7 protein-coding genes, 1 tRNA gene and 1 rRNA gene are annotated in these 13,159 nt (G+C 65.8%); 1 reads left to right on the plus strand and 8 read right to left on the minus strand.

All coding sequences use genetic code 11. The features are described from left to right. Together HWX62_RS00005 and HWX62_RS00010 are read right to left on the minus strand one after the other, a co-directional pair. A tRNA-Ile gene (locus tag HWX62_RS00005) sits at nt 1-77 on the minus strand. 63 nt (nt 78-140) lie between these two features. After that, a 16S ribosomal RNA gene (locus HWX62_RS00010) occupies nt 141-1,672 on the minus strand. A 1,142-nt stretch (nt 1,673-2,814) separates the two neighbouring features. Between HWX62_RS00010 and HWX62_RS00015 the strand changes: the two genes are divergently transcribed. After that, entirely contained in the window at nt 2,815-3,252 is a 438-nt protein-coding gene (locus HWX62_RS00015; protein ID WP_244135950.1) for an ATPase, read from the plus strand. 150 nt (nt 3,253-3,402) lie between these two features. Here HWX62_RS00015 and HWX62_RS00020 read toward each other — a convergent pair whose 3' ends face one another. The 6 genes from HWX62_RS00020 to HWX62_RS00045 all read right to left on the minus strand — a co-directional run bounded on the left by HWX62_RS00020 (nt 3,403) and on the right by HWX62_RS00045 (nt 13,030). Continuing rightward, on the minus strand, nt 3,403-4,083 hold the full coding sequence (locus tag HWX62_RS00020; RefSeq protein WP_175931229.1) for a DUF429 domain-containing protein: 681 nt from the start codon (nt 4,081-4,083) through the stop codon (nt 3,403-3,405). Between the two features lie 9 nt (nt 4,084-4,092). Further along, a complete protein-coding gene (locus tag HWX62_RS00025) occupies nt 4,093-4,617 on the minus strand; it encodes an HD domain-containing protein (RefSeq protein WP_175931230.1) in 525 nt (174 codons plus the stop codon). A gap of 120 nt (nt 4,618-4,737) precedes the next feature. Next, the gene (locus tag HWX62_RS00030) at nt 4,738-8,208 is read right to left on the minus strand and encodes a YhaN family protein (RefSeq protein ID WP_175931231.1); all 3,471 of its coding nucleotides are present in this window, start codon (nt 8,206-8,208) and stop codon (nt 4,738-4,740) included. 3 nt (nt 8,209-8,211) lie between these two features. Continuing rightward, the gene (locus HWX62_RS00035) at nt 8,212-9,462 is read right to left on the minus strand and encodes a DNA repair exonuclease (RefSeq protein ID WP_175931232.1); all 1,251 of its coding nucleotides are present in this window, start codon (nt 9,460-9,462) and stop codon (nt 8,212-8,214) included. A 603-nt stretch (nt 9,463-10,065) separates the two neighbouring features. After that, nucleotides 10,066-10,608 carry a hypothetical protein gene (locus HWX62_RS00040; protein ID WP_175931233.1) on the minus strand — a complete coding sequence of 181 codons (543 nt, stop codon included), beginning with the start codon at nt 10,606-10,608 and terminating at the stop codon, nt 10,066-10,068. A gap of 436 nt (nt 10,609-11,044) precedes the next feature. Beyond that, nucleotides 11,045-13,030, minus strand: coding sequence for a gamma-glutamyltransferase family protein (locus HWX62_RS00045; RefSeq protein WP_175931234.1), 1,986 nt, complete (start codon nt 13,028-13,030; stop codon nt 11,045-11,047). Nucleotides 13,031-13,159 lie beyond the last annotated feature (129 nt).

Genomic DNA, 13,159 nt, shown 5'->3' on the forward strand with positions numbered 1-13,159 from the left:
TGGTGGGTCTGGTTGGATTCGAACCAACGACCCCCGCCTTATCAAGACGGTGCTCTAACCGACTGAGCTACAGACCCCTGAGTCTGTCTTTAATTTACAGCCGATAAGCGTGAGCGCTCAACTTCGCGAGATAGCTCTGGAAAGGAGGTGATCCAGCCGCACCTTCCGATACGGCTACCTTGTTACGACTTCACCCCAGTCATGAATCCTACCGTGGTGACCGTCCTCCTTGCGGTTAGACTAGCCACTTCTGGTAAAACCCACTCCCATGGTGTGACGGGCGGTGTGTACAAGACCCGGGAACGTATTCACCGCGGCATGCTGATCCGCGATTACTAGCGATTCCAGCTTCATGCACTCGAGTTGCAGAGTGCAATCCGGACTACGATCGGTTTTCTGGGATTAGCTCCCCCTCGCGGGTTGGCAACCCTCTGTTCCGACCATTGTATGACGTGTGAAGCCCTACCCATAAGGGCCATGAGGACTTGACGTCATCCCCACCTTCCTCCGGTTTGTCACCGGCAGTCTCCTTAGAGTGCTCTTGCGTAGCAACTAAGGACAAGGGTTGCGCTCGTTGCGGGACTTAACCCAACATCTCACGACACGAGCTGACGACAGCCATGCAGCACCTGTGCGCCGGTTCTCTTTCGAGCACTCCCACCTCTCAGCAGGATTCCGACCATGTCAAGGGTAGGTAAGGTTTTTCGCGTTGCATCGAATTAATCCACATCATCCACCGCTTGTGCGGGTCCCCGTCAATTCCTTTGAGTTTTAATCTTGCGACCGTACTCCCCAGGCGGTCAACTTCACGCGTTAGCTACGTTACTAAGGAAATGAATCCCCAACAACTAGTTGACATCGTTTAGGGCGTGGACTACCAGGGTATCTAATCCTGTTTGCTCCCCACGCTTTCGTGCATGAGCGTCAGTATTGGCCCAGGGGGCTGCCTTCGCCATCGGTATTCCTCCACATCTCTACGCATTTCACTGCTACACGTGGAATTCTACCCCCCTCTGCCATACTCTAGCCTGCCAGTCACCAATGCAGTTCCCAGGTTGAGCCCGGGGATTTCACATCGGTCTTAGCAAACCGCCTGCGCACGCTTTACGCCCAGTAATTCCGATTAACGCTTGCACCCTACGTATTACCGCGGCTGCTGGCACGTAGTTAGCCGGTGCTTATTCTTCCGGTACCGTCATCCCCCGACTGTATTAGAGCCAAGGATTTCTTTCCGGACAAAAGTGCTTTACAACCCGAAGGCCTTCTTCACACACGCGGCATTGCTGGATCAGGCTTTCGCCCATTGTCCAAAATTCCCCACTGCTGCCTCCCGTAGGAGTCTGGGCCGTGTCTCAGTCCCAGTGTGGCTGGTCGTCCTCTCAGACCAGCTACTGATCGTCGCCTTGGTAGGCCTTTACCCCACCAACTAGCTAATCAGCCATCGGCCAACCCTATAGCGCGAGGCCCGAAGGTCCCCCGCTTTCATCCTGGATCGTATGCGGTATTAATCCGGCTTTCGCCGGGCTATCCCCCACTACAGGACATGTTCCGATGTATTACTCACCCGTTCGCCACTCGCCACCAGGTGCAAGCACCCGTGCTGCCGTTCGACTTGCATGTGTAAGGCATGCCGCCAGCGTTCAATCTGAGCCAGGATCAAACTCTTCAGTTCAAACCTGTTACTGTTTTCGGTTCGGTTAAGAACCGGTCGCTCACTCAAAGCTGACAGGAATATGAATCACTTCATAAACCTGACTTACTTTAGTGTGAGACTCTTGATACTTTTGCTATCTGATCCGAGGATCAGCTCGCTGTCATCAAGCGCCCACACTTATCGGCTGTTAATTTTTAAAGAGCAATTCTGCGAGAAACTCCGTGTTTCTCAGCAGTGCTGCGTTTTCAGCAGCAGAGAAACGAGATTATGAACCGTGTTTCGCAGCGCGTCAACAACTTTCTGAACGACTTCGTTGCGACTGCGGGGCTCAACTTCCGNGATCGTATGCGGTATTAATCCGGCTTTCGCCGGGCTATCCCCCACTACAGGACATGTTCCGATGTATTACTCACCCGTTCGCCACTCGCCACCAGGTGCAAGCACCCGTGCTGCCGTTCGACTTGCATGTGTAAGGCATGCCGCCAGCGTTCAATCTGAGCCAGGATCAAACTCTTCAGTTCAAACCTGTTACTGTTTTCGGTTCGGTTAAGAACCGGTCGCTCACTCAAAGCTGACAGGAATATGAATCACTTCATAAACCTGACTTACTTTAGTGTGAGACTCTTGATACTTTTGCTATCTGATCCGAGGATCAGCTCGCTGTCATCAAGCGCCCACACTTATCGGCTGTTAATTTTTAAAGAGCATGTCTGCGAGGGATCTGAACCCCTCGGCAGCGCTGCGTTTTCAGCAGCAGAGAAGCGAGATTATGAACCGTGTTTCGCAGCTCGTCAACAACTTTCTGAACGACTTCGTTGCGACTGCGGGGCTCAACTTCCGCACCGCAGAGGCTCGCTACCCCCGAACCCGACAGCACCACTTCCCTTCCCCCCGCGCTGCGTTTCCGTTAGCGCGAAAGAGGCGTGATTCTAAGCACCTGCCCCCATCCGTGCAAGCGCTTTGTGAAGAAAGTTTGAAAAAGCCTCCGTGCGTGCGCACGGAGGCTTTGGGCGCGACGAGCCGTGAAGCGCAACGCGCGCCGCCGTCGAGGAATATGACGAACACGTCCCCTTCTTCCTGTATGGAGGGACGCGGAACGGGCAAGGACCCAGGCGCGGTCGAGTATCATGCCGCGACCGAACCTCGCACTCATATCGATGATGGACAGCACGACTCAACCCGGCGACACCGACCTTCGCGACGAATATGCCGCACTGCGCGAACGCGCGATCCTGCTGGAAGAACAGGTCCCGCCGCTTCTGCAACGCATCTCGGATATGCTGCCACGCATCAGCGGTGAATCCGAACTCGCGGACGCGCATCGCGAGCGGCTCGTCGGCGCACGCAATGCGGCGCTGGTCTCGATCGAAAACTATCAGCAGGCGATTCCATTCCTGCAGACGGCCGACTCGATCATCGAGCAACTGGACAAGACGCCCGAGCGCGACGAAGACATCGAGTGGCGGGAATCGCTGCTGCAACGGCTGGACGAACTGATCGACGTCGCAGTCGTAATGATCGACGATGCGGACAGCTACTTCGAGCAGGCACAAGCCTGCGACCTGTCCAGCGTGCCGAAATCCATCCTCGAGGATTGAACAGCCTCAACCCGGCATCGGGCGGTGCACCGGCCTCACGCCGAGCCCGCCAACCGCCATTAGCTGCCCTCTGCGTCGCCGAGCCGGCCACCGCCTCCTTGCACGCAGCGGTCACCCTGGGACCACCATCCCGCGCGGAACCGCACCTGGCTACGACGGCAAATCCAGCACGATCGTCTCGCTCATCATCGGCACGCGGATATATCCGCCCGCCGCATCGCCGTACGCATGCGCGCACCCGTCGATCACGTATTGCGCCGTCAATGCGCACAGGGTTGCGTCCCGCGCATCGACGGAGCGCAGCGTCGATACGTCGATTCCCAGCCGCTCCAGCAGTTGCCGGCGCTGGCGGCGCTTCTGCTTCGCCGACGCCACGGCCTTGCCCAGCATCGCGCAGGTAATCGCATAAGGATAGGTTTCGAAGCTCGCACGCCCGCCCGCATAGCGCGCGTCGGTCAGCAACGGATAAGCGTCCGCGAGCGCGCGGTAGACGCGCTCTCCCATGAACATCCAGTCGAAGAAGCCCGACGTGCTCGCGACGGCCTGCTCCCGCGACGGCGTGGGAAAGCACGAGATCCGTTCGCGCGCGAGCGCCTGCTCGGCCGCGCGGCGGCCGCTCCCCGTCCACCACAGGCTCGGCGCGTCGACGCCGACGGCGACGACATCATGGGCGAGACACAGTGAAGGCAGCGACTCGGGCGCGATTCGCGCTTCCCGGCAGACGACCGTCGAGCCGCGCAGGATCACGAGATCGCACAGCTTCCTGTCGCCGCCGACGTCGACACCCGCGACGGCTGCCGGTTGGCGTGCGGCGGATGGGGCGGAGCGCATGCGCGTGCCTCAGTCCGCCGGTCGCGCGGCGTACGCGGCATCGAAAATCGCCTCGAGACCGGGATGGACGCCGCGCATCGGGTCGACGACCGACTTCGCCCAGTCGAAGTACGCCTGCTTGCGTTCGAGCGGCCAGTCCGCGGGCGGATGACGGGCAATGTCGCGCAGATTGCAGATCTTGTCGGCCAGCTTCACGAGCTTCGCGCGCCGGCTGATGGTGGCCGCGTGCTCGACCTGCAGACGCTTGCGTTCGTCCTTCGGCAGCGACTTGTCGTCGGTGACTTCCATCACGATGTCCGCCACGTCCTTGCCGAACAGCCGGAGCAACTCCTGCTCGGTCGTCTCCGTATCCTCGACCGTGTCGTGCAGCACGGCCGCGACGATCACGCGTTCGTCCTCGACGCCGGCCTCGTTGGCCAGCACGTCGGCGAGCGCGATCGGATGATTGATGTAGGGCGACGCCTCTTCGTCCTTGCGCCGCTGATTGCGATGCTTGTCCGCCGCGAACGCAATCGCGGCTACCAGCTTCTTCATATTTACCCCTCGTGTGGCCAGACCCGCGGCCATTGAACCGGCCGCATGCGTTTCGGAACCGCTCATACTACCTGCATGCGATGACCCTTCCCGTGCGCCGGTATCCCGGCGTACCCCGCATCACGCGCCGGCCGGCGCGCGCTGCAACTCGACCACGTTGACCCGTGCGCCGAATACGTCCCGCACGAGCGGCAGCAGGTGGTCGTGGTGCGTCAGGAACAGCACCTGGGTACGCGTCGACAGATCGCGCAGCGCGTCGAGCCCCGCCTTCGCACGCGCATCGTCGAAATTGATGAACAGGTCGTCCGCGACGAACGGCAGCGCCGTGCGACTGCCGAGCTGCAACTCCAGCGCCGCGATCCGCAGCGCGAGGAACAGCTGATCGCGCGTCCCTTCGCTCAGCCCGGCGACCTCGACCGACGCGCCCCTCGTGCGCCGCGCATACAGCGCGGGCGGCGTCCGTTCGGTATCGACGGTCAGCTTCGCGAATTCGCCCAGCGTGAGCCCGGCGAAGATCTCGCCCGCGCGCCGGAGCATCGGCCCCTGCTTCTGGTCGCGATAGCGATCCGTCGCCCACTTCAGCAAGCGGCTCGCCGTGGCCGCCTCCAGATATTGTTCGGCCGCGTCGCCCATCGCCGCCAGCGCCTCCTGCCGCTTCGACTCGGCGACGGCCGCGTTCGCCTGGCCGTCGATCGCGCCGAATGCCTGGTCCGCCACGACCTGCTGCTGCGACAGCTCGTTCAGCCGCTTGCCGATATCGCCCAGCGACTGCTTCACCGCTTCCAGATGCGCCGGCACGTCGGCAATGTCCTGCTCCGCCACCTCGGCCTCGACGGCCGACCGGGACAGCCCGTCGCCGTCGCGCACCAGCGCTTCGTGCGCGGCGTCGACCGCCTGCCGAAGCTGGCGATGGCGATCCGAACGCTCGGCCAGCGGCAGCGCCGCGTCGATCGACGCGACGCCGGCCAGTTGCAACAGCGGCTGAATGCGCGCATCGGCGCCGGCCACCGCGGCAGCCGCGTCCGCCACCTTGGCGTCGGCCTGCCGCACGGCCTCGTCGGCACGCTCGATCGCACGCGCGATTTCCCTCGCGGCCGCGAGGCGCATCGTCAGCCGGCGCGCCACGTCCGGCCAGTCGCCGCTCGCCAGCCATTCCGGCGCGAGCGCTTCGGCGAGCCGCCGCGCGCCGGCCTCGAGCGCGGCCAGCTCGGCGCGGATCGCGGCGATCCGGTTGCGCGGCGCGTCGGCATCGGCCAGCTCGGCCGTCACCGTATTCGCAAGCCCGAGCGCACCTTCGGCCGCGGCCAGCGTCGTCGCGCACGCGGACAGTTTCGCGTCGGCCAGCGCGTCGCGCCATTGCGCTTGCCACGCGTCGTAAGCCGTCTGCGCGTGGTCGACCCGCGACTGTGCGCTCGCGCATCCGCGTTCGGCTTCCCGCGCACGATCGTCGAGGCTGTCCTTCCGCGCGGCCGCTTTCTCGGCCGACTGGACGAACGTCTCGGCAGCGGCGACGAGCGCGGCCAGCCCGTCCGACTCGCCGCCTCGCGATACGGTCAGCAGCGCCGCGCGCAGCGCGGCTTCGGCACCGGCCCGGGCAGCCCGGATCGCGTCGAATTCGCGGCGCTGACGATCGAGATCGGCCTGCGCGGCGAACACCATGTCGCGCTTCGCGAGCCAGTCGCCCATCGCCGCCAGCGGCATGCCGGGCACCCCGGCGGCCGTCGCGAGCGCGGCCCAGGCGTCGCGATGCGCGGCGAGCTCGCGCTCGCGTTCGTTCAGCACGGCCTGCCGGCGCGCCACGCCCGCACGCGCGATTTCGACCTGTTGACGCAGCGATTGCAGCGTCGCCGCGGCCTGGGTCGCGCCGAGTTGCGCATCGACGAGTTCGTCGGCGAGGCGAATCGCGTCGTCGAGCGCCGGTGCGCCCGTGGCGAGATCGACGGCGCCGCTGCGGATATCGCCCCACGCGCCGTCGCGACGCGCACGCGCCGCCAGCACGTCGGCGGTCGTGACGACCTTGTGGTTCTCCGCGAAATGCTTCTCCTGCAGTTCGAGCCGTTCGAACTCTTCGAGTGCGCCATCCCGCGCGTCGCGCGCGGCAGCCGCCGCGCTCGCGTGTTCGCCGTCTTCCTTGAGCAGCGCGCCGAGCCGCGCCGCCGACGGCACGTCGAGCGCGCGCAGCGCGTCGACCGGCATGCGCCACTGGCCGAGCGCATCGAGCGCGCCGGACAGCGTGCGTTCGGCAGCCGCGATTTCTTGCGCGAGCGCCTGCTCACGCGGGCCGCTGTTGCGAAAGCCCTGTGCATCGGCCAGCGCCGCGCGCAATGCTTCGGGCACGTCGACGGTCGACAGGCGCGCCTGTTGTTCGCGGACCTGCGCCCGTTCGCGCGTGCGTTCGTCGAGCGATTCGCGCGCGCCGGCGAGCGCCTGGTGCAGCGCGCCGTGCTCGCGCAACAGGTTCGCGACGGTCTTCAGCGACAGCGCCGTCGGCAACGCGGCGCGCAGCGACGCTTCGTCCGTCGGCCAGCCGAGCTGGGCTGCTGCCGCCGACGCGGCGGACAGGTGCCGCTCGACGTCCGCGCCGAGCAACAGCAGATCCTGCGCGTGATTCATGCATGCGCCGCGCAGCCGATCGAGCGCTTCGATATCGGCTTCGAGCGCCAGCGTGTCGGCGTCCGCGGCGATCGCATCGCGCGCCTGCCGCTTCGCGAGCAGGTCGGCGCGCCGCTCTTCGAGCACCTTCTGCTCGGCCGCGAGATCGCCCTGCGCCTTCAGCAGATCCGCATAGGCAGTCGGCGGCAATTCGACGACCGCGCCCAGCTCGGCCAGCGCCGCTTCCTTGACCGTCAGCTCCTTCAGGTACGGCGCGAGCCGCCGCACGCGTTCGAGCTTCGAGCGCAGCGCGTCGAGCCTGCGCTGTTCCGCGCGTGCCTGCTCGATCTGCTGCTCGATCGCTTCGCGCGCCTCCTTGCGATCGACCCAGTCGCGCGTGCGCACCTGGACCGCCTTCAGTTCGGCCACGGCTTCGTTGAACGCCGTTTCGGCCAGCGCAAACGCGCTGCCGCTGCGACGCGGCGCCCACAATTCGAGCGCGCGCGCGTCGAGCTCCTCGCGCACCGGCCCGAGGCTGCCGACGCCGGCGGCCGATTCGAACAGCACCTGGCCGAGTTTGTCCGACGCGTCGAGGATGCTGCGGCCGCCATCGACCAGCCGCCCGTGATCGAGCCCGAACATCTGCTCGAAGAACTCGCGCGTCGCGCCGTCGAGGATCGCCGCCAGATAGTCGTCGGGCAGCTTGTCGTCGGCGGGCGTGCGCAACGAGCTGCGCCCGCGCGCGCGGTGGAACACGAGCTCGCCCGTGCCGCTCTCCAGCACGCCGCCTATCCGCAACTCGGGCGTGCTGTGCAGGAAATCGAGCGGCGTCTGCAACTTCATCCCGAACAGCAACTCGGACACGGCCGTGCGGACGGTCGACTTGCCGGCCTCGTTCGGCCCGACGATCACATGGAAATCCTCGCCGGCCGACGGGAACCGCAGCGTCTCGTCGGTAAACTTGCCGTACTTGATCAGTTCGAGCTGGCGGATGCGCATCGCTTACTCCCCCCTCGCCAGCCGCGCGAGCAACGCGGGCCCGACCTGCTCGACCAGCGCCGTCAGCTCGCCGGCGCGCGCCATCGTCAGCAGCGGCACGTCCTCCTTCACGTCGCTGCGGACCTTGCCGACGAACGGCTTCAGGTCGCGCTCGAGCAGCGCGAGGAAATCCGGATCGTGCGCGGCATCGGCCAGGATCTGCTTCAGGTCCTCCAGCGCTTCAAGTTGCTCGCTCTCGCCCGGCTGATGATCGGCAGCGGACGTCGCGAGCCGGACCTTCTCGAGCCACAGCCGCTCGTTGCCGATGATGCCGATCTGGTTCAGCACCTCCGCACGCAACTGCGGCGCGCGGCCGAAAAAGAGGCCGTGCGCGGGTGTGCGCCCGGTGACCGTGACGCGCACCGCGCGCGGCACGTGACCGTCGACGGTCAACAGCGCCTCCAGCGACTGGCCGATCTTTCTCGACAGGTCGGCCACCGACACGCAATCGGACGCATCGACCGACACGGCTTCCCAGCGCAGCACGTCGAGATACAGGCGTTCGACCTGCGTCCTGCCTTGTTCGACCGTCACGAGCACCGCGCCGCGCCTGCCCGTCTCGCGGATATGGCGCCCCTGCAGGTTGCCCGGAAACACGACGGTGGACGGGCCGGTCCATTGCTGGAATTCGTGCACGTGGCCAAGCGCCCAGTAGTCGTAGCCTTTCGCGTGCAGTTCGGCCAGCGTGCACGGCGCATAGTTCGCATGCGCCGCATACCCTTCGAGCGCCGTGTGCAGCACGCCGATGTTGTAGTACCCGGGCACCGGGTCCGGATAGCCGATCGCGAGATTGTCGACGACGGCCTTGTCCTTGAAGCTCTGCCCGTGCAGCGCGACGGCGAATTCCGGCAGCGTGAAGGTTTCCGGCTTGCGGTGGCCGAACACGGTGACGTTGTCGGGCAGCGTCAGCTTTTTCGTCATCTCGCTTTCGGCATCGTGATTGCCGCCGAGGACGAACGCGCGGATGCCGGCCTTGCGCAGGCGGCCCATCTGCTGGCCGAAGAAGATGCCGGTGTTGTGATCCTTCCAGTCGCCGTCGTACAGGTCGCCCGCGATCACGAGGAACGCGACTTCCTCTTCGATCGCACGATCCACGAGTTGCCGCAGCGCCTCGCGCGACGCGTTGCGCAACTGCGCGGCCGGCGCGTCGGGATACGCGCTCAGGCCGTGCAACGGACTGTCAAGGTGAATGTCTGCCGCATGGATGAACTTCACGAAGGTTCCTCTGTTTCATGGCGAAGGACGACGCCGCTCGCACGGGCCCCGTGCGGTCAAGCATCGTCCCGGTAGCCACAGGGCTTGCCGCGGCACACGCGACATGCGCCGAGTCGGACGCGCTGCCCGTTGCGAGCGGGTCGGGATGGTACCTGAAAACGGGTAACGACATGCGTTCTCCGTCGGCCCGGATGGCGGGGGAGCCCGCGATACCGATGCGAACCGACATTGTGCCGCAGCACGCGCGTGTGACGGCGAAACCGCGCCCGAAGAACGGGGCGCCCACGAAACGATGGCTGGGCAATCGCGTGACAGGGCTGAATACGGCTGCTTTCCGATCCGGTTTGGAGTGAAACGGCGCCAGGAACGCGTTGACCGGGCAGCGCGGAAACAAACGGGATCGCCTCGCACGCGTCGCGACGCACGCGAGGCGCCGATCACGCCCACGTTCGCAACATCGCCGTACTTCGCGTTCGCGACATAGCTGTCGGGAACCCTGCCGTTCAAGCATGACGCGCCGGCAACGGGCAGGACCGCGCGCCAATAAAAAAGGCCCGGCCCGCATCGAAGCGGGCCGGGCCGTGGCGGAATGCGTGCTGCTTGTTACAGCGCGCCGCCTTGCGCCGACGCCGAACCCTTCACGCCGACCGATGCGCCGCCCTGCACCGCGTTCGTCGCGCCTTCGAGCGCTTCGCCGGCCTTCGCCTTCGCGCCGCCCGCGACGTCGCCCGCGGTCGACACCGCGCCCTGTGCATGGCTCTTCGTCGAGCTCGCGACGTGCTTCACGTGCGACTTCGTCGAGTGGACGGCCGATGCCGCCGCATCCTTCGCCGTGCCCGCTGCCGAACCGACTGCCTGCGTCGCGCCGCCGACCGCATTGCCGGCTGCCGAGCCGACGCCGCCGACCGTCTTGCCGACGCCGTTCAGCGCGCCGCCGACGACATTGCCTGCGCCCGCACCCGAGCCTGCCGCATTCGCTCCGGCGCCAGCCTGCAGGCCCACGCCGCCGCCGAGCAGCGGCGTCTGGACCTGGGCGCCGACACCTGCGGAACCCTGCGCACCGGTCTGGGCCGTCTGCGCAAATGCAGCCGACGTCGCCATCGCCGTCAGAGCGGCACCCAGCAGAATCGTACGAATCTTGTTCATGGTCATTCTCCCCAAAGACGTTGTTGCTGCGGGCCGCGTTCGTGCGGCTGGTCGCATGCCTCACCGCGACATGCGGCAGGTGGAGCTAATGTAGCGGCGCCGGCGCGCAAAACGGTCGAATTGCAGGGACTGTTACTTCCGTTGCAAATGCTGACGATTGACTCACACTGTTTGACAATCGGGGGCTTGCGACGGAAGAAGCGCTGTATTTGACAACGGACAGGCGTGAGCCGGGGTGGCCGGCTGCTTCGTGCCGGCGATGCGCTCGATCGTCATGCAGCGGGGAAAGCCGACAAACGAGACGGCCGGCTGACAGGCCGGCTGATTTTATCGGCATCCCGAAGGATGGGGTATTGCCCGGCCGTCGATGCAGCGTCGTCACGAAGCACGGCCCCGGTCGCCAACAAGCGAACCGGGGCCGTGTGCGCGCTGCCCGTTACGGCCGGAACGTATCGCCGAGCACGACGCCTTCGCGACGCGGATCGGTGCCGCCCTGCAACGCCGGCGACTGGCCGACCGTCACGCGCATCACCGTGTTGACGCCGCTCGCCTGCGCGGACGTCGACACCTTGTGCCCGAGCGCGAGGAGCCCCGTGATCAGCGGATCGTTCGCGCCGTTGTTCGCCGTGTTGACGTTCGGATGCTCGCCGCCGATCGTGGTGGTCGGGCTGTTGCTCGCGCCGAAATCGACGAGCCCGGCCGACTGCTGCGCGTCGAGCCCCCAGTCGAGCGCACCGACCAGCGTCTTGACCACGTATTGCGGAATCGTGCCGCCGCCCGGCGAACCGGTCGCCATCACGAAGTCGCCGCGCGAGCCGTCGGCGGCCCGCGCGAACACGATCGTCGGCGCCATCGAGCTGCGCGGCCGCTTGCCCGGCTGCAGGCGGTTGGCCACCGGATTGCCCGACGTATCGAGCGGGTTCGCGGAGAAGTCGGTCAGCTGGTTGTTCAGCAGGAAGCCGTTGGTCATGTGGAACGAGCCCATGCTCGACTCGACCGTCGTCGTCGCGCTCAGCACGTTGCCGTCGCCGTCCACGATCGTGAACTGGTTCGTGCCGTGCTCGATCAGCGTCGTGTCGACGCCGAGCGGCACCGCGCCGAGATTGCCGGGCTGCGCGGTGCCCATGCTTTTGGTCGTGTCGATCAGCGCCGCACGCGATTTGAGGTACGGCTTGTTCAGCAGCGTGTCCCACGTGCCGCCCGGCAGCGGCACGAAATCGGTATCGGCCACGTACTTGTCGCGGTCGGCATACGCGAGCCGTTCGGCCTCGGTAATGAGGTGGACGCCTGCGACGGTCGGCTTGCCGCCTTCGAGATCGATCGCCGTCGGCTTCAGCGACTTCAGGTCGAAGTTCTCGAGCATGCCGAGCGCCGAGGCGACCGCGATGCCGCCCGACGACGGCGGCGGCATCCCGCAGACCCAGTAGCTGCGATAGGTCGTGCACACCGGTTCGCGGCGCTTCGCCTGATACGCGGCGAGATCGGCGACGGTCGTCTTGCCCGGCGTGAGCGTCGAGCCGTCCGCGCCCTTCGTCGCCGCGATCTTCGCGACGATGTCCTGCGCGATCTGCCCCGTGTACAGCGCATTCGCACCCGACTGCGCCATCAGCGACAGCGTGCGCGCGTAGGCCGGATTCTTCAGGACGGTGCCGAGCGTCTTCGGCGAACCGTCGGCGTTCAGGAAATACGCGGCGGCTTCGGGGTCGCGCTTCAGGTTCGCGGCGTTCGCCGCGATCGCGTCGGCCAGCCGGCCGCCGATCGGGAAACCGTTGGTCGCGAGCGTGATCGCGTCGCCGAACAGGCTCTGCCACGGCAAGCGGCCATGATCCTGTTGCAGCGCCTCGATGAGCCGCGGCACGCCGATCGTGCCGATCGAGCGGCCGCTCGCGCGCGCGTTCGGCAGCGGCGCCGAATGATCGGTGGCGTCATCGACATAACGCAGATAGTTCTCGGTTGCGGCGGCCGGCGCGGTTTCGCGGCCGTCGTACGCCTGCAGCGTCTTGCCGCGCGCATCGTAGTAGAGCAGCACGCCGCCCGACCCGAGGCCGGTCGCCTCCGGCACCGTCAGGCCCAGCACGGCCTGCACGGCGACCGCCGCGTCGGCCGCCGTGCCGCCCTTCTTCAGCGCCGCGCAACCGGCCGCGCTCGCGTACGCGTTCGATGTGGCCACCAGGTACGTTTTCGCATAGACGGGCTTCATCCCGGTGCGATAGCCCGACGACGCCTCCGGCAGCGACGGGTCGCCCGGCTGGTTCGAGCCCACCACGACGGTCGCGCCGCTGTTGTCGACGGCGAGACAGCTCGTATCGGCGGAAGGTGCGGTCGTGCGGCCCGCTTCGTTCTCGACGTCGCCGCCGCAGGCGGTCAACAGGGCAGCCGCGAGCAACGCGGACGCATACGGAAAAATCGCTGTTCTGTTCATTGTCTGCCGATGTTCTTGTCGATCGTTGCGATCGTTGCGATGGACATCCGCCCGCAACCCCCTCGGTGTACGGACAACGCGCTCGATAGTCCCATGAACAAAATTTTTTCCGCAACAAGGAAATGACGT

Source organism: Burkholderia sp. BCC0506 (genome assembly GCF_902833145.1).
Taxonomy (GTDB): Bacteria; Pseudomonadota; Gammaproteobacteria; order Burkholderiales; family Burkholderiaceae; genus Burkholderia.